A 20,504-nucleotide genomic window follows, 5' to 3' on the forward strand; every position below is an offset into this window, starting at 1 on the left:
CCTGGTCATCGGCGACGTCATGGGCAGAGGCGTCCGCGCGGCCGCCGTCATGGGCCAGCTCCGCACGGCGGTCCGCGCCTACGCCCGCCTCGACCCCGATGCCCGTGCCACGAAGGTCGAAACCGACACCCGTGCCGCCAAAGCCGTGGCCGCTCCCGGCTGGGCGCCCGCCGACATGGGCGCCCCCGCCACCTTCGTCCTGCTGCGGCACGGCGAGACCCCGCTGACGCCCCAGAAGCGGTTCTCCGGCAGCGGCGGCACCGACCCCTCCCTCTCCGGCACGGGCCGGGAGCAGGCCGAGCGGGCCGCCGCGATGCTGGCCCGGCGGGGCACCATCCAGGCCGTCGTGTCGTCGCCGCTGGCCCGTACCCGGGAGACCGCCGGGATCGTCGCCGCCCGGCTCGGGCTCGACGTGAGCATCGACGACGGGCTGCGCGAGACCGACTTCGGCGCCTGGGAGGGCCTCACCTTCGCCGAGGTGCGCGAGCGCCACCCCGACGACCTGAACGCCTGGCTGGCCTCCCCGGACGCCGAACCCACCGGCGGCGGCGAGAGCTTCGCGGCGACGGCCACCCGGCTCGCCGTCACCCGCGACAAGCTGGTCGCCGCCCACGCGGGCCGCACGGTCCTGCTCGTCACGCACGTGACCCCGATCAAGACGCTCGTCCGGCTCGCCCTGGGCGCCCCGCCGGAGTCCCTGTTCCGCATGGAACTGTCGGCCGCGTCCCTGTCGGTGGTCGCCTACTACGCGGACGGCAACGCCAGCGTCCGCCTCCTCAACGACACGTCCCACCTGCGCTGAGCGCCGACGCCTCCCGGGCCAGCGCCTCGACGCGCCCCCAGTCGCGGGCGGCGACCGCGTCCGGCGGCAGCATCCAACTGCCACCCACGCACCCGACGTTGGGCAGGGCCAGATAGTCCGGGGCGGAGTCGGGGCCTATCCCGCCCGTCGGGCAGAACCGCGCCTGCGGCAACGGCCCCGACAGCGACGCGAGATACGCCGTACCGCCCGCGGCCTGCGCCGGGAAGAACTTCATCTCGCGCACCCCGCGCTCCAGCAGCGCCACGACCTCGGACGCGGTCGACACCCCCGGCAGGAACGGCACCCCCGACGCCCGCATCGCGTCCAGCAGTACGTCCGTCCAGCCCGGGCTGACCAGGAACCGGGAGCCCGCGGCCACCGCCTCCGTGACCTGCCCGGGCCGGATCACCGTCCCCGCCCCGACCACGGCCCCGGGCACCTCGCGGGCGATCTGCCCGATCGCCTCCAGGGCGGCGGGCGTCCGCAACGTCACCTCGATCGCGGGCAGCCCGCCCGCGACCAGCGCCCGCGCCAGCGGCACGGCGTCGCCGACGTCCTCGATGACGACGACGGGGACGACGGGCGCGAGGCCCAGCACGGAGGCGGGCAGGGGAGAGGAGACCATGGCGTCATCCTGCCGTCGGCGTGCAGACTGCGCAAAGGTCATTGCGTGCTGTGCAACGAGAGTCAGTGCACCTCGTCGACCAGCACATCCAGCGACCAGGCCTGCCCTGACTTCACGGGCGCCTGTGCCTCGACGACGTACCCGAGATCCCGCAGCGCCTCCACCAGCTCGGCCGGTCCCTTCGGGTCGGTCCCGGAGGTCAGCAGACTGCGCACGATCCGCCCCTTGGTCGCCTTGTTGAAGTGGCTGACCACCTTCCGGGTGGGAGCGTGCAGCACCCGCACGGACGCCGTCCGCCCGGCGACCTCACCCTTCGGCTTCCACGCGGCGGCGTACGCGGCGGACCGCAGATCCAGCACCAGCCCGCCCCCGGCCACCTCCGGCAGCACCGACGCCATCGGCGTACGCCAGTGCGCGCCCAGCGCCCCGAGCCCCGGCAGCTTCACACCCATCGAGCAGCGGTAGGACGGAATCCGGTCCGTCACCCGCACGGCACCCCACAGCCCGGAGAACACGAGCAGCGACCGCGCGGCACGCCGCTTGGCGGCCGTGTCCAGCGACGCCAGGCCGAGGGCGTCGTAGAGCACGCCGGTGTAGATCTCCCCGGCCGGCCGCGCCCCCGCCGTGCGCAGCTCCGCGTTCTTCGCGACCTCGCCCCGCAGCCCCTCGCTCAGCCCCAGCACCTCGCGCGCCTTGTCCTCGTCGCCGGCGCACAGCTCGACCAGCTCGGTGAGGACGGCCTCCCGGGCGGCGGTCAGCCCCGGCAGCGACAGCGACTCCAGCTGCAGCGGGGCACCGCGGCCGGAAGAGGCCTTGCCTTCGGACGGCGGCAGCAGGACAAGCACGGGTACTCCTTCGATCGAACTCCGCCCGACAGCGTACGGGGAGCTCAGACGCGGGCCTGGCCGAGGGCACGCACGAGCCCGTCGGCGTCGTCGGCGTGGAAGCGGACGACCCGCACCTCCCGGCGCCGCCCGAAGACTCCCGATACCCGTTGGCCCGCCGCTCGGGCTCGGGCAGCAGCCCCAGATGGTGGTAGTGCCGCACGGCCCGCGTGGTGACGCCGACGACGCCGGCGAGTTCTCCGATCCGCATGCCACCAGTGAAGACGTTGACGCCGCGGCAGGGTCAAGCGAGCCGTCCGGCCTTCTGACGACGACGGTGATCGTGTGCCACGATCGAGGGAACGGTTCCCGATCTCACGGACGGGTGGTTCGGCGATGTCCCAGTCTGGCGAGCGACAGAAGGAGGGGCGCGACATGACTGCCATGGCCCACGAGCCGCTCTCGCAGGAAGAGGTCCTGCTGGAGGGCTTTCTCGCCCTGGACACTCCGGAGGGTTTCCGGGCCGAGCTGGTCGAGGGGGAGATCGTTGTGACGCCGCCGCCGGACGGGGATCACGAGGACTACATCGGGTTGATCGTGAACCAGGTGATCAGGCGTTCCCGGACCGACATGCAGTTCTCGGGCAACAAGGGCTTGAAGCTGCGACGGGGAGGCGAATGTCCGAAGGACCATGTGGTTCCGGACGGCACGTTCGCTCCAGTGGAACTGCGCCTGTACCGGGGAGCCGACTCGTGGATGCCCTGCGACGGGGTCGCCATGGTGATGGAGGTGACCTCCACCAAGCCGCAGGCCGACCGCGAGGCCAAGCGCCGCTGCTACGCCCGCGCCGGCATCCCGCTCTACCTGCTGGTCGACCGGGACACGGCTCAAGTCACCGTCTTCAGTGAGCCGAAGGAAGACGACTACCGCGAGCACTGCGCCCGCCCCTTCGGCAAGACCGTCACACTGCCGGAACCCTTCGCCTTCGACCTGGACACGGCAGACCTCCTCTGATCCCCTGGGGGCGGGGGGTACGCCATGGGGAGACAAGAACAGGCCAGCTGGACCAGGGCGCGCCTGGGCCGTGCCGGCCCGCCCCTGGACCTCCTCACCGCCCACTTCGACCAGCACGTCTACGCACCCCACGCCCACGACGAGTTCACCATCGGCGTCACCGTCGGCGGCTCCGAGGTCATCGCGTACCGGGGCGGGCACATCCACTCCTACCCCGGCTCGATCGTCGTCCTGGAGCCGGGCGAGATGCACACCGGAGGCCCGGCCGCCTGCGACGGCTACGCCTACCAGGCCCTTTACGCCGAACCGGCCCTCCTCACCGACGGCACCCTCGGCGGCCTTCCGCACTTCCGCGACGCCGTCCTCCACGACCCGGAACTGGCGGTGGCCCTGCGCGCCGCCCACACCGACATCAGCGCCTGCCCCGACCCGCTGGAAGCGGAGTCCCGGCTGCCCTGGCTGCTCACGGCCCTGGCCCGCCGCCACTCCACGGCCCGGGCGACCGACGACACCGTGCCCGGGGCGGTGGGCATCGCCAGGACCGTACGCGAACGCCTCGCCGACGAGCTGCTGGACCCTCCGTCCCTGGCCGCCCTCGCCACCGACCTGGGCCTGTCCCGCTACCAGCTGCTGCGCGCCTTCCGCACGACCATGGGCGTACCGCCGTACGCCTGGCTCGCCCAGCACCGGGTGGCCAGGGCCCGTGGCTTCCTGGAAGCCGGACTGCGTCCCGCCGAGGTCGCGGGCCTCGTCGGCTTCGCGGACCAGGCGCACCTCACCCGCTGGTTCCGCCGAGTGCTGGGGGTGACCCCGGCGGCGTACCGCAACAGCGTTCAAGACACCGTGGGGTGAGACGCCCGAGACTCGTCGCATGACTGCACGCGGCTGGTTCCTGTTCTCCCTGATGGGAGTCGTCTGGGGTGTCCCCTACCTGATGATCAAAGTGGCGGTGGACGAGCTGTCCCCGTCCATGGTGGTGTTCGCGCGCTGCGCCCTCGGCGCCGCACTCCTGCTCCCGTTCGCCCTGCGCCAGGGCGGCTTCGGCCGTACCGTGCGGGCGCACTGGAAGCCGATGCTGGCCTTCGCCCTCATCGAGATCGTCGGCCCCTGGTGGACCCTGACCGACGCCGAACGCCGCCTGTCCAGCTCGACCGCCGGCCTCCTCATCGCGGGCGTGCCGATCGTCGCCCTCGTCCTGGCGCGCTTCTTCGGCGCGGAGGAGCGGGTGGGCACCCGCCGCATCGCCGGCTTGACCCTCGGTCTCGGGGGCGTCACCGTCCTGACCCTGCCGCACCTCACCGGGGGCGACGCCCTCTCGATGGCCGAGGTGCTGGTGACGGTCGTCGGCTACGCCACGGCCCCGCTGATAGCCGCCCGGTACCTCAAGGACGTCCCGACGCTCCAGCTGATCACCCCGTGCCTCACGCTGGCCGCCGTCGTCTACGCCCCCGCGGCCTTCCTGACCAGGCCGGCCACCATGCCGTCGGGCGAGGTCCTGGCAGCCCTCGCCGGCCTGGGCGTCGTCTGCACCGCGATCGCGTTCGTGGCCTTCCTGGAGCTGATCAAGGAGGTCGGCCCGACCCGGGCCGGTGTGATCACGTACGTCAACCCGGCGGTTGCGGTCGCCGCGGGCGCGCTGTTCCTGGACGAGAAGCTGACGCTCGGCATCGGCGTGGCCTTCACCCTGATCCTGGCGGGCTCGGTCCTGGCCACGGCCGCGACGCCGAAGCGGGACGTCCGCCGGGTACGGGTACCATGGTCGACACGGCAGACGAGCCGGGCGGACGGCCGCGTGGAGTCCCCCTGACGGGGAGCTTCCCGAGGAACGTCCGGGCTCCACAGGGCAGGGTGGTGGCTAACGGCCACCCGGGGTGACCCGCGGGACAGTGCCACAGAAAGCAGACCGCCGGGGACCTCGGTCCTCGGTAAGGGTGAAACGGTGGTGTAAGAGACCACCAGTGCTTGAGGTGACTCAGGCAGCTAGGTAAACCCCACCCGGAGCAAGGTCAAGAGGAGACACCTCGGTGTCTCTGCGCGGACGATCGAGGGCTGCCCGCCCGAGTCCGCGGGTAGACCGCAGGAGGCCGGTGGCAACGCCGGTCCTAGATGGATGGCCGTCTCCCCGGCCGCCGCGAGGCGACCGGGTGACAGAACCCGGCGTACAGCCCGACTCGTCTGCCGCCCAGGTCTTCGGCCTGGTGCTCGTGGCGGTGGGCTAACCGCCCATGGCCCATCGCACTCCGGCAACGACTCCCAGCAGCAGAGTCGGAAGCATCCACCACCACGGCATGACCCTCCGCACCGACGGCACCAGCCACAGCGCTGCCGCGGCCCCGGCGACGGCGATGGTGACGACGCACGACAGCACGATTCCGGCATACGCGTCGTCGTCCCAGGTGCCGGACGGCGTGATGGTCAGTGCCGTCCAGCAGAAGTACGCGGCGATGAGGGTGAGCAGGGTGAGGGGTACGGCGAGGACCAGACGGAGGCAGCCGCGGTCGTCGTCCACGTGGGAAGGGCTGGTCATCAGCGCAGTGCGTTCCTTGCCTCGTCCAAATTGTTCGCGAACCCACGCCCGTAGTCCTGGGCGTCGTCGGTCTCCCAGTACGGCCCGCCGTTGTAACGCGCGGCGAGTTCCTGGTACTGGGCCGGTGTCATCTCCTCGGCCGGCACATCGGCGAACTCGCTCTCCGCCTTGAGCTGGGCCAGGTACTCCGAAGCGATGAAGATGTTCTGCGCGGGGTCCTGCAGGGCTGTTTCCACCGTGCCGCGCTGCTGGTCGGTGAGGTGCTCGGGGTCGTAACCGAGAACCTCGGCGCCACGTCGCACCTGGATGGCGATGGGGCCCATGGACGTGTTGTCCGGGTCACCGCCGAGCCGCCACGGCAGGCTCTCAGGAGCGATCGGGCTCAAGGGAGAGTCCGCCTGTTCGCGGATGGTGTCGGTCATGTCGTCCAGGATGCCGGGCTGTCCGCCGACCTCCTGCCACGCGATACCGGCGACCATGTCCGGCGGCAGCCCCGAATTCCGTGCCGCGGCCTTGATGATCTCTTTGTTCGCCGCTATCCAGTCGGCGCGGTCCTGCGCGGTGGACGGCGGACTCCAGTAACTGTCCTGCGCTCCGGGGAGGTTGGCGATCTGGAGGCGGATGTCCCGCAGGGCCGGGGAGACGATGTCGTCGCCGGCGATGGGGGAGTAGTCCTGCTTGGGGCCGCTGCCGGACAGCCGCGTCAGCGGGTTCGTGCTCGCCTCGGCTGCCTCGCGCCGCAGCTCCGGGATCGCCGAAACGATGTCGACCCGCTGGATGAAACCCATGCGGAAATCAGGTAGCAGGTCATAGGCCTGCTTGAGCTCGTGGACGCAGATTTCCCGCGCCTCGTGTTCCGTGGTCTTCGCGAGCTGGAAATCCCCACCGGCGGCGTCGTGCAGCCGGTTCGCGTCCTCGCGGATGTCGTCGACATCCATGGTCAGCTCGGCGAAGAAGTCCATGACCCCGGTGGTGTCACGCATGTCCTCCCACTGGCGCATCGGCTCCGCCTCCTGCGCCTCACGGGTGATCGCCGTGCCCTTGGTGTGGATCAGGTCCGCGAGCAACCGCTCGTTCGCCTTGCCGTTGGAGTAGTGGGCCTTGGCCACCTCCAGCGCGAACGCGTAGCTGCGCAGAGCGCTGGACGCCTTGTCATAGCCTTCCGCGAGCTGTGCGACCAGCTTGCGCCCCTCGGAGAGCCGGGCTTCGTAGTGCCGGCTGCCCTCGCTCTTCCACTGCGTGTGCTTCTCGGCGCGTTCGGCGGAAGGGTCGACCGCCACGAGCATGTCGTGCAGGCGCTTGAATTCGTCCGCGTTCCGTTCGACGAGGGGCGGGTTGCAGTCTTCCAGGAACTCGACGTCCTTACGGTGACTGATGCCGCTGCTCATCGCGCCTCCGGGGCGACGTACTGACCATACTCCAGGACGTTGTCCAGGAAGTGTTGAGCCGTGTCGTCGTCGATTTTCACGAAGTCGCCGCCGGTTGTCCTGAGGCGCGTGGACAGGGCCGCGAACAGGGCGACGACGTCCAGGTACTGGTCATCGGCGAACCCCGCGAACCGTGCCACCTGCTTGCACACGTCCGCGGGCGCCCGAGGGGCGCGGGCCATGGTGGTCAGTTCGTCATCGGGCCGGCCCTCATGCAGAAAGCCCGCGATCTCGATCAGGAGATTCGCGTTGCCGTTGATCGACTGAGCCTTGGCGACCAGGGAACCGGTAGCCGGGGCGACGGCCCCGCCACCGCTGTCCGCCGGCAACTGATTGATCTGCGTGCCGGTCCGCTGACGCGCCAAGGCGTCGGCCTTCAACTGGGCCCACTCCTCCTCGAAAGACAACCTGTTCCCCCTCCAAGCCCGTCAATTCGAATTGTCAATCGATCATGCCACTGGGGGAGTGCGGATCGAAAGCTCGCCGCTTCGCGTGGGGGCTGGTTCACACACTCCCTTGGCCAGTCGAGCATCCCTGAGCAGGGCATTCCTTGCGCGCTCGCGGACGATTGCCAGCACCTCGTCACCCGCCTCGTCGGCCAGCGAGCGGAGAAGGCGCTGAGCGGCGTGCGGAAACCGCCGTAGCCGCAACGTGCGCAAATCCCCGCGACGGACCCCCCACCCTCCCCCGTAGAGCAGACGACAGGAAGCTCACCGGGAGGGGAACAGGACGTGGCAGGGCACAGGGGCAGATGTGTCAGGGGTACGGCGGCCGCCGTGGCGGCGATGGCGGCGCTCACCGCGTCGCAGGCGCCGGGGGTGAGCCCGGCGCGGGCCTCCGTACCGGCGCCCGCTCAGGCACCAGGTGAGCACGGACCTAGCGTGTCCGGCGACGCCCCCTACCGCACGGAGCTTCCGCCGCTGCGGACCGGGAAGCGCGCGGGTGGCGTGGTGGCCGTGGAGGTGGGTGGCGCGCTGCCGGCGAGTGTGTTCGCCGCCTACCGGAGGGCCGAGGACCGGCTCGCGCGCGAGGCTCCCGGCTGTCGGCTGCGCTGGCAGCTGCTGGCGGCCATCGGGCAGGTGGAGTCGGGGCAGGCGCGGGGCGGAAGCGTGAGGTCGGACGGTACGACCGTGGCGCCGATCCTCGGGCCGCGGCTGGACGGCGTGGCCTTCGCGCTGATCCGGGACACCGACGGCGGTGTCCACGACGGGGACACCGCGTACGACCGTGCGGTCGGGCCGATGCAGTTCATCCCGTCGACCTGGGCCCGCTGGGGCGCGGACGGCAACGGTGACGGGCACAGGGACCCGAACAACGTCCTCGACGCGGCGCTCGCCGCCGGACGCTATCTGTGCGCGGGCGGCCGGGACCTGTCGGACCCCGCCCAGCTGGACCGGGCGATCCTCGGCTACAACCACTCGGCGGCCTACCTGCGCACGGTCAGGGCCTGGTACGCATACTTCACGGAAGGACACCGGGTGGTGCCGGACGTCTCCGCCGGGTCCTCCTCCGCGCGCCCGGAGCCGTCGCGGCCGGCCGCCACACCGAAGCCGTCGCGCACACCCTCCGCCCGGCCCAGTGCCCCGCCGTCCCGTACCTCGTCGACCCCCGCCTCCCCGGCCCCGGCCGGAACCGGCCCGGCCACCGAACCCGAGAAGTCGGACGAGCCGCAACTCCCCGCCCTCGACCCGGACATGGAGCTCCCCGGCGAGAACCTGCTGCCCAGCGGCGTCCCACGCACCAGTAACAGCGCGGACTCGATGACCGTCTCCCCCTCCACAACCGCCGATACTCGGCGGTAATGTCGCCCCCCGCCGGACAGCACGAGACCGGTGGGTGAGCGCGAAGGGGTCCTCATGGCGACGGACATGCCCGCAGAGACACCTGTGGAGATGCACGCGGCCGACGAGCGGTGGCGCCACATGTGGAGCCACCGCGAGCATTTGCTCAAGGTGGCCCGGCGCAGGTCGATGAGTGCGGAGGACGCCGAGGATGCGGTGCATGAGGCGATGCTGCGCGCCGCCGAGCGGCCCGACCTGGACGAGGAACGGCTCGTGGCCTGGCTGACGACGGTGACGATGCGCCTGTGCGTCGACCGCTACCGGCAGATGAACCGCGAGGCCGAGGTGCGAACCAGCCCGACGCTCATCGCCCCCGGTCCGGTGCTAGTCGAGGAGGCTGTGTGCGACCGGGCCGAGGCGAAGTGGCTGGCGGTGCGCAGCGGTGAGCTGCCCGCGCGGCAGGCCGAGGCGCTGCGGCTGAAGTCGCAGGACTTGGACGTCGGCCAGGTCGCCGTCCGGATGGGGCTGAGTTACCGGACCGTCGAGTCGCTGCTGGCCCGGGCCAGGCGGACGCTGCGGCAGTCGCTGGCCGCCACGCTCGGGTGCGCACTGTTCCTGATCGGATGGAGGCGGCCGCGCGGGGTGGGCAGGGCACAGGCCGTGGCGGTCGCCTCGACGGCGGCGTCCCTGGCGGTGGCGGGGTTCGTGCTGCCGTACGCCCTCGACGGCAGTGGAGGCGGGGGCGGTGTGGCGCCTCGGCCCGCGGTCGCCACGCCGGGCGCGGAGACGATGCGGCCGGACGGCGGTGGCGAGGGCCGTCCGCCTCGGGGGACCGAGCCCACGGCTGCCGCAGCCGAGCGCGGAGCGGCCGGGGCTCCCGCCGGCGAATCGTTCCTCCCGCTGTCCGTGCCGTCGCTGCCGGAGGTCCCGGTCGTCGCCCAGGTCCCGGACGTTCCGGAGGTCCCGGGCCTGCCGGATGTTCCGGGGGTCCCGGCGGCCCCGCTGCCCGGGCTGTCCGCGCCGGAGGTCCCGCAGGTGCCCGACGCCCCCGACCTGCCGGTGGAGCTCCCCGCCGTGCCGACGGACACGGCGGCCACGGCCGTCCCGGAAGCCCCTGAGACTTCCGGTGCGCCGTCCCCCTCGTTCCCCGGGCTCACGGCGAGCCCGCTTCCGTAGCGCTGCCGAAACCTGCCCGGTCGCGCTGCCCGGCGACCGCCCGAAGGTGCTGCCGGAAACCGACCCGAGAGCGCTGCCCGTAACCCGCCCGAAAAAAATCCGGCCACACCAGCGACGGACGCCCAGCCCCTCCCCGTAGAGCAGATGTCAGAGCTGCTCCAGGGGCACTGCTCCACGGGCTGAAGGGTGGACCGGATGGGTGTCGAGATCTGTGTGGAAGGGCTGACCAAGTCCTTCGGTCACCAGGTCATCTGGCAGGACGTCTCGCTGACGCTGCCCGCCGGGGAGGTCTCGGTCATGCTCGGCCCCTCGGGCACGGGCAAGTCGGTGTTCCTCAAGACGCTCGTCGGACTGCTGAAGCCGGAGCGCGGCTCGATCACGATCCAGGGCCGGGACATCACCAAGCTCCGCGAGCACGACCTGTACGAGGTGCGCAAACTCTTCGGCGTGCTGTTCCAGGACGGCGCGCTGTTCGGCTCGATGAACCTGTACGACAACATCGCCTTCCCCTTGCGCGAGCACACCCGGAAGTCCGAGAGCGAAATCCGGCGCATCGTGCTGGAGAAGATGGACATGGTCGGGCTGATCGGGGCGGAAGGGAAGCTGCCCGGCGAGATCTCCGGCGGGATGCGCAAGCGCGCCGGGCTGGCGAGGGCTCTCGTCCTGGACCCGGAGATCATCCTCTTCGACGAACCCGACTCGGGCCTGGACCCCGTCCGCGTCGCCTACCTCAACCAGCTCATCGTCGACCTCAACGCCCAGATCGACGCGACTTTCCTGATCGTCACGCACGACATCGCCTCGGCCCGCCAGGTGCCGGACAACATCGGGCTGCTCTTCCGCCGCGAGCTGGTGATGTTCGGGCCGCGCGCGGAGCTGCTGACCAGCGACGAGCCCGTCGTACGGCAGTTCCTGAACGGCCGGATGCAGGGCCCGATCGGCATGGCGGAGGAGAAGGACGCGGCGCAGGTCGAGCAGGAGCTCGCGCAGATCGACGACAGCGCGCGCGTCCAGGAGCCGGCTCCCCGCCTGCTGCCGGGACCGGGCATCACCCGCCCGCCCCGCTGGCAGGCGATCGCACGACGCGAGGCCCGGCTCCACCAGAAGGAGGGGGCCGGCGCATGAGCCTGTCACCGGCCGGAGCGCTGCGGCACTCCGGCAGCCTCTTCGCGATGGCACTGGACGTCGTCCGGACGATCCCCCGACGGCCCTTCCAGGCGCGGGAGTTCATCCAGCAGGCGTGGTTCGTAGCGAGCGTGACGATCCTGCCGACGGCCCTGGTCTCCATCCCGTTCGGGGCGGTCATCGCGCTCCAGATCGGCAGTCTGACCCGGCAGCTCGGCGCCCAGTCCTTCTCCGGGGCCGCCTCCGTGCTCGCAGTGCTGCGCGAGGCCTCGCCGATCGTCACCGCGCTGCTGATCGCGGGCGCCGGCGGCACGGCGATCTGCGCCGACCTCGGGGCGCGGAAGATCCGCGACGAGATCGACGCGATGCAGGTGCTGGGCATCGACCCCATCCACCGGCTGGTCGTTCCCCGGGTGCTGGCGTCGATGCTGGTGGCGGTGCTGCTCAACGGCCTGGTGTCGGTGGTCGGCGTGGCAGGCGGCTACTTCTTCAACGTCGTCCTCCAGAACGGCACTCCCGGCGCCTACCTGGCCTCCTTCACCACGCTCGCCCAGCTCTCCGACCTGTGGGCGGCCGAGGTCAAGGCGCTGGTGTTCGGTGCGATCGCCGGGATCGTCGCCTCCTACAAGGGGCTGACCGCGAAGGGCGGACCCAAGGGTGTGGGCGACGCGGTGAACCAGTCGGTGGTGATCACCTTCATGTTGCTGTTCGTCACGAACTTCGTGATGACCGCCGTGTACTTCCAAGTCGTTCCGCAGAAGGGCTGAGGCATGGCGCTGCTGAGTCGTCTGGAGGAGCTGGGTGCCCAGCTGTCCTTCTACGGGCGGTCGCTGGCCTGGACCGGCCGCACCCTGCGCCGCTACAAGAAGGAGATCCTGCGGCTGCTCGCCGAGGTGAGCTTCGGCCGGGGCGCGCTCGCCGTCGTGGGTGGCACGGTCGGCGTGATCGCCTTCCTGTCGTTCTTCACCGGCACGGAAGTGGGGTTGCAGGGGTACGCCGCGCTCAACCAGCTCGGCACCTCCAACTTCGTGGCGTTCCTCTCGGCGTACTTCAACACCCGTGAGATCGCCCCGCTGGTGGCCGGGCTCGCCCTCTCCGCGACCGTCGGCGCCGGGTTCACCGCCCAGCTGGGCGCGATGCGGATCAGCGAGGAGACCGACGCGCTGGAGGTCATGGGCGTGCCCTCGCTGCCGTTCCTCGTGACGACCCGGATGATCGCCGGGTTCGTGGCCGTCGTCCCGCTGTACGTGATCGGCCTGCTCTCCTCGTACCTGGCCGCCCGCACCATCACCACCGGCTACTACGGGCAGTCCACGGGCACGTACGACCACTACTTCCAGCAGTACCTGCCCCCGGTGGACGTGCTGTGGTCCTTCGGGAAGGTGCTGGTCTTCGCCGTCCTGATCATCCTGGTGCACTGCTTCTACGGCTACTACGCGAGCGGCGGCCCGGCGGGGGTCGGCATCGCGGTGGGCCGCGCGGTGCGGACCTCGATCGTGGCGATCAACGTCCTGGACTTCTTCCTGTCGCTGGCCATCTGGGGCGCCAGCACGACCGTACGGATCGCGGGGTGAGCCACCGCATGAGGGTGCTGAGACTGCGGTTGTACGGCGTCGTCTTCATCGCCGTGCTCGCACTGCTGCTGTCCCTGTCCGTCGCCGTCTACCGCCAGGTGTTCACGCCGGTCGTGCGGATCACGCTGGAGGCCGACAGCCTCGGCAACCAGCTCGATCCGCGCGCCGACGTCAAGCTGCGCGGGCTGCTGGTGGGCGAGGTGCGCGAGGTGCGGGCGGACGGGACGAAGGCGACGCTCGACATCGCGCTGAAGCCGGAGCACGTCGCCCGGATCCCGTCCGACGTGCACGCGCGCCTGCTGCCCAAGACGCTGTTCGGTGAGAAGTACGTCGACCTGATCGCACCGCGCGGCTCATCGGCCCGGCCCATCCGCGCCGGGGACGTCATCACCCAGGACCGCACCCGCGTCGGCATCGAGGTCCAGCAACTGCTGAACGACCTGCTGCCGCTGCTGCGGACCGTGCAGCCCGGCAAACTCAACGCCACGCTCTCCGCGTTCGCCACCGCCCTCGACGGCCGCGGCGACCGGATCGGCGACAACCTCACGCGCGTGGAGGCCTACCTGCGCCGCCTCAATCCGCACCTGCCGTCCCTGAAAGAGGACATCGCCCGCTTCGCCGACGTCGCCGAGGTCTACGGCGACGCGGCGCCCGACCTGATGGAGATCCTGCGCAACACCGTCACCACCAGCCGCACGATCGTCGAGCAGAAGGACCGGCTGGCGGCGGCTCTGACGACCACGGCGACCACCGCGGGCACCGCCGAGGACTTCCTCGACGCCAACGGCGACCGGCTGATCACCCTCGGCCGGGTCTCCCGCCCCACGCTGGACCTGTTCGCCCGTTACTCGCCCCAGTACCCCTGTCTGCTGGCCGGTCTGGTCCGGCAGGAGAAGGCGTCCGAGGAGGCGTTCCGGGGCGGGAAGATGCACATCACGCTGGAGGTCGTACGACCGCGGGGTGCGTACGAGCCGGGTGAGGAACCGCGCTACGGCGAGCGGTCGGGCCCGAACTGCCGTGATCTGCCGCATCCTCCGGTGCCGGCGCCCGGCGCCCACCTCGATGACGGTTCCGAGAAGCCGGGTACGGCCTCGGGCGGCCCCCTCGGCGTCTCCGCCACCCGGGCCGAGCAGCGGGCCGTCGGCTCGTTGGTGGCGCCGGTGCTGGGCGTGCCCGCCGACGAGGTGCCGCCGGTCGCGACGCTGCTGTTCGGGCCGATGGCGCGCGGGACGGCGGTGAGTGTCGCATGAGCACCACAGGTGCCCGGCAGACCGCCGCTCCGCTGATCAAGTTCGGTCTCTTCGCACTGGTAACGGTGGTGGCGACGGCCTTGCTCGCGGCAACCATCGTGAACATCTCCCTCACTCCCGAGCACGAGTACCGCGCGGTCTTCAGCGACGTCACCGGGCTGGAGGAGGGTGACGACATCCGGGTGGCGGGAGTGCGGGTCGGCGAGGTCGCGGGCATCCGGATCAAGGACCGGACGCTGGCCGAGGTCACCTTCACGGTCAGCCGGGACCGGCCACTGCTCACCAGCACCGGCGCCGTCATCCGTTACCGCAACCTGGTCGGTCAGCGCTACGTCGCGCTGACCGAGGGCGCCGGCGACGGCACCCGGCTGCGTCCCGGCGGCACGATCCCGCTCGCGCGCACCCAGCCCGCCCTCGATCTGAACGCGCTGCTGAACGGCTTCAAGCCGCTGTTCGCCGCGCTCAGCCCGAAGGACGTCAACCAGCTGGCCACCGAGATCATCAAGACCCTCCAGGGCGAGGGCGGCACCGTCAACAGCCTGCTGACGCACACGGCGTCGCTCACCACGACGCTGGCCGGCCGCGACAAGCTGATCGGCTCGGTGATCGACAACCTCAACACCGTGCTGAAGACGCTCGACAAGCGCGGCGCCCGCTTCTCCGGGCTGCTCAAGCAGCTGCGCCGGGTCATCTCGGGCCTGTCCGCCGACCGCAAGCCCATCGGTCAGTCGCTGGTGAGCATCGGCGACCTGACGGAGGCCACCTCGGGCCTGCTGAAGGACGCGCGCCCGCCGCTCAAGGACGACATCGCGGAACTGACCGACCTCACCGGGACGCTGAACGACAACGAGAAGACCGTGGAGGGCGTGCTGAAGAGGCTGCCGAACAAGCTGGGCGAGCTGACGGGGACGGCGTCCTACGGCTCGTGGTTCAACTTCTACCTGTGCGACTTCGACGGCCGGATCGTGCTGCCGAAGACGAAGCAGGTGCTCACGCCCGAGATGCACGTGGCGAGGGCGAGGTGCGGGGCATGAGCCGCAAGCGCCGCCCGGAGCCGCTGTTCAAGGTGCGCGTGGAACCGCCGAAGCTGCCGAACCTGAGGCTCCCGAGCGTCCGGGCCCGCCGCAGGCCGCGTCCACAGCCGCTGATCAAGGTCCGCGTCGACCCGCCGAAGCTGCCGAGGATACGGCTCCGCCGTCCGCACCTCGGGCCCTTCCGCGAGCGCAACCCCCTCGTCATCGGTGCAGTCGGACTCACCGTCCTGGCGCTGCTGACCGTGGCCGCGTTCAACGCCGACCGCCTGCCGGTGATCGGCGACGGCGAGACGTACAGCGCCGCCTTCGCGGAGGCGGGCGGTCTCAAGCCGGGCGACGAGGTGCGGATCGCCGGGGTCAAGGTCGGCAAGGTCGAAGAGGTCGACCTGGACGGCGACCACGTGAAGGTCACCTTCAAGATCAAGGACGAGCCGGCGTTCGGCACCGGGACCGGCGCGTCGATCCGGGTCAAGACGATCCTCGGCGCCAAGTACCTCGCCCTGCACCCCAAGGGACGGGGCCGGCTGGAGCCCGGCAGCGAGATCCCGCTGGAGCGGACCGTCCCCGCGTACGACGTCGTGCAGGCGTTCAGCGATCTCACCACCACGACGGAGAAGGTCGACACCGACCGGCTGGCCAAGGCCCTGGACACCATCTCCACCACCTTCGAGGACTCACCGCAGGAGGTACGGGCGTCCATCAAGGGTCTGTCGAAGATCTCTCGGACAGTGGCCTCGCGCGACAAGGCCCTCGGGGAGCTCCTCGACCATGCGAACGGCGTGACGGGCGTACTCGCCGAACGGTCGGACGACTTCACCGCCCTGGTCGAGGACGGCGACAAGCTGTTCAAGGAGATCAGCAAGCGGCGGGCGGCGATCCACAAGCTGCTGAAGACCTCCGCCTCGCTCGGCATCCAGCTCTCCGGCCTGGTCCAGGACAACGACAAGGAGATCGGGCCCGCGCTCAAGGGCCTCAACACCGTGGTGAAGATGCTCGAACGCAACCAAGCCGGCCTGGAGCGGAGTATCAAGCTCCTGGCTCCCTACGTACGGGTCTTCACCAACACCCTCGGCAACGGCCGCTGGTTCGACTCCTACGTCCAGAACCTGGTCGCCGCCCCGGTCGTGCCGCGGACGCGAACGGGAGGTGCGCGGTGAGCAACCGCTGGAGGAAGAGCCTGGCCCTGCTGACCGTCCTGGCCCTGGTCGCCGCGCTCACCTACGTCCTGTGGCCGCGGACCGAGCCGGCCCGCGTCACGGCGTACTTCCCCCGCACCGTCGGCATCTACCCCGGCTCGGACGTCCGCGTGCTGGGCGTGCGGATCGGCCAGGTCAGGAAGATCACGCCGGAGGGCGGCCGGGTGCGGGTGGAGCTGGAGTACGACGCGGACCGCAAGGTCCCGGCGGACGCACAGGCCGCGATCATCAACTCCTCGGTGGTGAGCGACCGTTACGTGCAGCTGCTGCCGGTGTACCGGAGCGGCCCGGTCCTGCGGGACGGGGACGAGATCCCCGAGTCGCGCACGGCCGTGCCGGTCGAACTGGACCGCGTCTTCGACAGCCTGCACACCACGGCCGAGGCCCTGGGACCCGAGGGCGCCAACAAGGACGGCGCCCTGTCACGGTTGCTCGGCGTCAGCGCCGACAACCTCGACGGCCAGGGCGAGAACCTGCACCGGACGGTGGAGGACCTCTCGGAGGCGGTCACGACCCTGTCCGACGGCCGCACGGACCTGTTCGGCACGGTCCGCAACCTTCAGGTGTTCACGGCGGCGCTGGCGGCGGACGACAAGAGCGTGCGGTCGTTCAACAGCAGCCTCGCCAAGGTCGCCGGGCAGCTCGCGGGCGAGCGCAAGGACCTGGCGGCCGCGCTGAAACACCTCGGCACGGCCCTCGGTGACGTGTCCGCCTTCGTGAAGAAGAACAAGAAGTCCCTGACGTCGAACGTGGAGGGCCTGAGCAAGGTGACCAAGGTGCTCGTCACCCAACGGGCGGCACTGGAGGAGCTGCTGGAGGTCGCGCCGACGGGCATGTCGAACCTGAACAACGCCTACAACCCCGCCGCCGGCACCCTCGACACCCGCAACAACCCCGACCACCCGCAGGATCCCGCCTCCCTGCTGTGCTCGATCCTGAAGACGACAGGGGAGAAGGCCGACTGCCGGGACCTCAGGGACCTCTTCGACTCCCTGCCCGAAGTGCCCGAAGTGCCCGACGGCACTGCCGCCACCGGCACGATCGACCGCACCCTCGGCGGAATCCTGGGGGCGCGCGCATGAGGCCACTGCGCAAGGGCGGGGCCGTCGCGTGGGCGGCCGTCGGGACACTGCTGCTGTCCGGCTGCGAGTTCAACGGCTGGTACGACGTCCCGCTCCCCGGCGGAGCCGCCGCTGACGGCCGTGCCTACCACGTCACCGTCGAGTTCCGCGACGTCCTCGACCTGGTGCCGCAGTCGGCGGTCAAGGTCGACAACGTCACCGTGGGCGCGGTGGAGAAGGTGGAGCTGGAGGGCTGGCACGCGAGGGTCCGCCTCCGGGTCGCCGACTCGGTGAAGCTGCCCGCCAACGCCGTGGCCGGGCTGCGGCAGACCAGCATGCTCGGTGAGAAGTACGTGGCGCTGGCCGCGCCGCCGGAAGGCACGCCGGTCGGCCGGCTCCGCGACGGCGACGTGATCCCCCTGTCCCGCAGCGGCCGCAACCCGGAGGTCGAGGAGGTGCTGTCCGCGCTGTCCGCCCTGCTCAACGGCGGCGGCGTGGCCCAGCTCAAGACGATCACCACGGAGCTGAACAAGGCCCTGGAAGGCCGGGAGAACCGGGTCAAGTCCCTGCTCAAGGAGCTCGACACCTTCATCGGCGGCCTCGATGACCAGCGCCGGGACATCGTCCGCGCGCTGAAGGCCGTGGACCGGCTGGCCAAACGGCTGGGCAAGGAGAAGAGGACGATCGCCGAGGCCGTCGACACGATGCCGCCCGCCCTGAAGGTCCTGGCCGACCAGCGCCGCGATCTGACGAGGATGCTCACCGCCCTGTCCAAGCTGGGCAGGACCGGCACCAAGGTGGTCAACGCCTCGCACGACGACACGGTCGCCAACCTCAAGCAGCTCCGGCCGATCCTGCAACAGCTCAACAAGGCGGGCAGCGACCTGCCCAACTCCCTGGAACTGCTGACGACGTACCCGTTCCCGCGCAACGTGGTGGACGCCATCAAGGGCGACTACGTCAACCTGCACATCACGGCGGACCTCGATCTGCCCGGGATCTACGGCAACCTGACGGACGAGCCGGGCGGCCGGAACGGCGGGGACACGCGGACACCGGAGCTTCCCGGGGCCCCGGACCTGCCGGACGTACCGGATCTCCCTCAGGCACCGGATCTGCCGGACGTGCCGAAGCCCACCGCGCTGCCGAGCGGTCCGAGCGTGCCATCGGCCCCGTCGGCACCATCGGGCGGTGGCGGTCCGCTGTGTCCGCCGGTGTGCACCGTCGGCTACGGCTCCGGCGGCCACCGCACCCGGGGCGACTGGCCCGAGGGGATCGACCTCGAACTCGCCGAGCTGATGCTGAAGGGGGTCCAGCCGTGATCACCCGTACGGTCAAGACGCAACTGATCGCCTTCGCCGCCCTCACCGCCGTGGGGGTGTCGTACGTCGGCGCCGAGTACACGGGCCTGGTGGACGAGGTCCTGGACCGCGGCTACACCGTGCGGGCCGACTTCGCCGACTCCGGGGGCGTCTTCCCCGGCGCCGAGGTCACCTACCGCGGGGTGCCGGTGGGCAAGGTCGGCGCCCTGAGCCTGGCCGGCCCGGACGGGGTCTCGGTCGCGCTCGACATCGAGGACGGTGCGCCGCGCATCCCGGCGGACACCCTGGCGGTGGTGGCGAACCGTTCGGCGGTGGGCGAGCAGTACGTGGACCTCCAGCCCCGCACCTCCCGCGGCCCATACCTGCTGAACGGCAGCACGATCCCGCGCGAGAGCACGCGGGTGCCGCTGTCGACGACGGACATGGTCCTCAGCCTGGACCGCCTGGTGAACTCGGTCGGCAAGGACGACCTGGGGGTCACGGTCGACGAACTGGGCAAGGCGTTCGCCGGCACCGGCCCGAACCTGGGCCGCCTGGTGGACTCGGGCAACACCCTGGTCGAGTCGGCGTCCGAGGCGCTGCCGGAGACGATCGCCCTGATCGAGGACTCACGGAAGGTCCTCAAGACGCAGGCCGACCAGGGCTCTTCGATCAAGTCGTTCGCGCGCGATCTGGCGTCGCTGTCAGCCCAGTTGAAGTCCAGTGACGGGGACCTGCGCAAGCTGATCGGCAACGCGCGGCCGGCGGCGCAGGAGCTGAACTCGCTGCTGAAGTCGGCCGGGCCGCAGCTGTCGGTCCTGCTGGCCAACCTGATCAGCGGCGGCCAGGTCACGCTGGCCCGCCTCCCCGGTGTGGAGCAGGCCCTGGTCACCTTCCCGCTGATGGTCGCGGGCAGCTACACGGTCGTCCCGGGCGACGGCACCACCCACTTCGGCCTGGTGCTGAACGCCGACGACCCGCCGGCCTGCACCCAGGGGTACGGCACGGCACGCCGCGACCCCGCGGACACCAGCACACGCGAGGCGAACACCGGCGCCCGCTGCACTCTCCCGCGCGGCAGCCAGTCGTCGGTTCGGGGCGCGCAGAACGCCCCGGGCGCGTCGACCGCCGGTGGGGGAGCGAACCAGGCGGCGTACGTCACCCCGTACGACCCGGAGACCGGCACCACCACCGGCCCGGACGGAAACAACGTCGAGATCGGCTCGACGGGCGGCCAGCAGGCCGTGTTCGGAAAGGAGTCGTGGCAATGGCTGCTCGTCGGCCCCATGGCATGAGGCAGGTACCACCCCGAGTGATGACGGCGGGACTCGTCGTGGCGACCGTCGTCACCACAGCGCTGGCGCTCTGGCTGGCAGCCGGAATCCACGCACAGAACGAGGCGGACCATCGACGCCAGGGCATCCTGGCCGCGGCCCGCCAGTCGGCACTGAACTTCACCTCCCTCGACTACCGGCACTACGACCGCGACAGCGCGAATGTCCTGGCGGGCGCGACGGGCGACTTCAAGAAGCAGTTCACCGCCCAGACGGAGCAGTTGACGAAGCTGGTGGCCCAGAACAAGTCCGTGTCCCAAGGCCAGGTCCTGGAGGCGGGCATCGTCCGCTCCGACGAGGACTCGGCCCGTGTGCTGGTGGTCGCCGACAGCAAGGTGACCAACACCGCCGTGCCCGGGGGAGAGGCGCGCACGTACCGGCTCCAGCTCGACCTCGTACACAAGGACGGCCGCTGGCTGACGTCCGACGTCGAGTTCGTCGGCTGACTCACGG

General features: G+C 70.9%; 20 protein-coding genes, 1 other RNA gene and 2 pseudogenes. 17 read left to right on the plus strand and 6 right to left on the minus strand.

Features of this window, described 5'->3' with window-relative positions; translation table 11 throughout:
- Nucleotides 1–802: bifunctional RNase H/acid phosphatase (locus ABT116_RS20640; protein WP_351635811.1), on the plus strand; the 802-nt coding region annotated here is incomplete at its 5' end.
- Here ABT116_RS20640 and eda read toward each other — a convergent pair.
- The 3 genes and pseudogenes from eda to ABT116_RS20655 form a co-directional block, all read right to left on the minus strand.
- On the minus strand, nucleotides 777–1,427 hold the full coding sequence (gene eda / locus ABT116_RS20645) for a bifunctional 4-hydroxy-2-oxoglutarate aldolase/2-dehydro-3-deoxy-phosphogluconate aldolase (protein WP_351635814.1): 651 nt from the start codon (nucleotides 1,425–1,427) through the stop codon (nucleotides 777–779). The two genes, ABT116_RS20640 and eda, sit on opposite strands and share 26 nt — an antisense overlap.
- Nucleotides 1,428–1,489: 62 nt before the next feature.
- Entirely contained in the window at nucleotides 1,490–2,272 is a 783-nt protein-coding gene (gene yaaA / locus ABT116_RS20650; RefSeq protein ID WP_351635817.1) for a peroxide stress protein YaaA, read from the minus strand.
- 136 nt (nucleotides 2,273–2,408) lie between these two features.
- Nucleotides 2,409–2,522, minus strand: a pseudogene (locus tag ABT116_RS20655) (MerR family DNA-binding transcriptional regulator); the annotation flags it as partial.
- Between the two features lie 164 nt (nucleotides 2,523–2,686).
- Here ABT116_RS20655 and ABT116_RS20660 point away from each other — a divergent pair.
- The 4 genes and pseudogenes from ABT116_RS20660 (at nucleotide 2,687) to rnpB (ending at nucleotide 5,443) form a co-directional block, all read left to right on the plus strand.
- On the plus strand, nucleotides 2,687–3,265 hold the full coding sequence (locus ABT116_RS20660) for a Uma2 family endonuclease (RefSeq protein ID WP_351635820.1): 579 nt from the start codon (nucleotides 2,687–2,689) through the stop codon (nucleotides 3,263–3,265).
- A 24-nt stretch (nucleotides 3,266–3,289) separates the two neighbouring features.
- The gene (locus ABT116_RS20665; RefSeq protein ID WP_351635823.1) at nucleotides 3,290–4,117 is read left to right on the plus strand and encodes an AraC family transcriptional regulator; all 828 of its coding nucleotides are present in this window, start codon (nucleotides 3,290–3,292) and stop codon (nucleotides 4,115–4,117) included.
- Nucleotides 4,118–4,199: 82 nt separating this feature from the next.
- Nucleotides 4,200–4,916: pseudogene (locus ABT116_RS20670) on the plus strand (DMT family transporter); the annotation flags it as partial.
- Nucleotides 4,917–5,037: 121 nt separating this feature from the next.
- Nucleotides 5,038–5,443: RNase P RNA component class A (rnpB, locus tag ABT116_RS20675), an RNA gene on the plus strand.
- Between the two features lie 37 nt (nucleotides 5,444–5,480).
- On the opposite strand, the gene ABT116_RS20680 is transcribed toward rnpB, so the two are convergent.
- From ABT116_RS20680 to ABT116_RS20690, 3 genes are read right to left on the minus strand one after another with little or no spacing between them, the layout of a single operon-like run.
- Entirely contained in the window at nucleotides 5,481–5,792 is a 312-nt protein-coding gene (locus ABT116_RS20680; protein ID WP_351635826.1) for a hypothetical protein, read from the minus strand.
- Entirely contained in the window at nucleotides 5,792–7,180 is a 1,389-nt protein-coding gene (locus ABT116_RS20685) for a hypothetical protein (protein ID WP_351635829.1), read from the minus strand. Before ABT116_RS20685 ends, ABT116_RS20680 begins: the two co-directional genes overlap by 1 nt.
- Nucleotides 7,177–7,599, minus strand: a complete 423-nt coding sequence (locus tag ABT116_RS20690) for a hypothetical protein (protein WP_351635831.1) — start codon at nucleotides 7,597–7,599, stop codon at nucleotides 7,177–7,179. Before ABT116_RS20690 ends, ABT116_RS20685 begins: the two co-directional genes overlap by 4 nt.
- A gap of 405 nt (nucleotides 7,600–8,004) precedes the next feature.
- On the opposite strand from ABT116_RS20690, the gene ABT116_RS20695 reads away from it, so the two are divergent.
- The 12 genes from ABT116_RS20695 (at nucleotide 8,005) to ABT116_RS20750 (ending at nucleotide 20,497) form a co-directional block, all read left to right on the plus strand.
- Nucleotides 8,005–9,021 (plus strand): lytic transglycosylase domain-containing protein, encoded by a 1,017-nt coding sequence (locus tag ABT116_RS20695; protein ID WP_351635887.1) that lies wholly within the window; start codon nucleotides 8,005–8,007, stop codon nucleotides 9,019–9,021.
- Nucleotides 9,022–9,075: 54 nt separating this feature from the next.
- Complete coding sequence (locus ABT116_RS20700; protein ID WP_351635834.1) at nucleotides 9,076–10,176, plus strand: sigma-70 family RNA polymerase sigma factor; 1,101 nt, start codon at nucleotides 9,076–9,078, stop codon at nucleotides 10,174–10,176.
- Between the two features lie 195 nt (nucleotides 10,177–10,371).
- Nucleotides 10,372–11,301, plus strand: coding sequence for an ABC transporter ATP-binding protein (locus tag ABT116_RS20705; protein WP_351635837.1), 930 nt, complete (start codon nucleotides 10,372–10,374; stop codon nucleotides 11,299–11,301).
- On the plus strand, nucleotides 11,298–12,068 hold the full coding sequence (locus tag ABT116_RS20710) for an MlaE family ABC transporter permease (RefSeq protein ID WP_184845714.1): 771 nt from the start codon (nucleotides 11,298–11,300) through the stop codon (nucleotides 12,066–12,068). The genes ABT116_RS20705 and ABT116_RS20710 overlap by 4 nt, the downstream gene beginning before the upstream one ends.
- Before the next feature lie 3 nt (nucleotides 12,069–12,071).
- On the plus strand, nucleotides 12,072–12,875 hold the full coding sequence (locus ABT116_RS20715) for an MlaE family ABC transporter permease (RefSeq protein WP_351635841.1): 804 nt from the start codon (nucleotides 12,072–12,074) through the stop codon (nucleotides 12,873–12,875).
- Between the two features lie 8 nt (nucleotides 12,876–12,883).
- On the plus strand, nucleotides 12,884–14,125 hold the full coding sequence (locus tag ABT116_RS20720) for an MCE family protein (RefSeq protein WP_351635845.1): 1,242 nt from the start codon (nucleotides 12,884–12,886) through the stop codon (nucleotides 14,123–14,125).
- Complete coding sequence (locus tag ABT116_RS20725; RefSeq protein ID WP_351635848.1) at nucleotides 14,122–15,159, plus strand: MCE family protein; 1,038 nt, start codon at nucleotides 14,122–14,124, stop codon at nucleotides 15,157–15,159. The genes ABT116_RS20720 and ABT116_RS20725 overlap by 4 nt, the downstream gene beginning before the upstream one ends.
- Nucleotides 15,156–16,316, plus strand: a complete 1,161-nt coding sequence (locus ABT116_RS20730) for an MCE family protein (protein ID WP_351635850.1) — start codon at nucleotides 15,156–15,158, stop codon at nucleotides 16,314–16,316. The genes ABT116_RS20725 and ABT116_RS20730 overlap by 4 nt, the downstream gene beginning before the upstream one ends.
- Nucleotides 16,313–17,437 carry an MCE family protein gene (locus ABT116_RS20735; RefSeq protein ID WP_351635853.1) on the plus strand — a complete coding sequence of 375 codons (1,125 nt, stop codon included), beginning with the start codon at nucleotides 16,313–16,315 and terminating at the stop codon, nucleotides 17,435–17,437. Before ABT116_RS20730 ends, ABT116_RS20735 begins: the two co-directional genes overlap by 4 nt.
- Nucleotides 17,434–18,738, plus strand: a complete 1,305-nt coding sequence (locus ABT116_RS20740; RefSeq protein WP_351635857.1) for an MCE family protein — start codon at nucleotides 17,434–17,436, stop codon at nucleotides 18,736–18,738. Before ABT116_RS20735 ends, ABT116_RS20740 begins: the two co-directional genes overlap by 4 nt.
- Nucleotides 18,735–20,012: an MCE family protein gene (locus ABT116_RS20745; protein ID WP_351635860.1), complete on the plus strand. Its 1,278-nt coding sequence runs from the start codon at nucleotides 18,735–18,737 to the stop codon at nucleotides 20,010–20,012. The genes ABT116_RS20740 and ABT116_RS20745 overlap by 4 nt, the downstream gene beginning before the upstream one ends.
- Before the next feature lie 20 nt (nucleotides 20,013–20,032).
- The gene (locus ABT116_RS20750) at nucleotides 20,033–20,497 is read left to right on the plus strand and encodes an Rv1363c family protein (RefSeq protein WP_351635862.1); all 465 of its coding nucleotides are present in this window, start codon (nucleotides 20,033–20,035) and stop codon (nucleotides 20,495–20,497) included.
- Nucleotides 20,498–20,504 lie beyond the last annotated feature (7 nt).

This window comes from Streptomyces sp. NPDC002130 (assembly GCF_040296465.1).
Classification (GTDB): Bacteria; Actinomycetota; Actinomycetes; order Streptomycetales; family Streptomycetaceae; genus Streptomyces.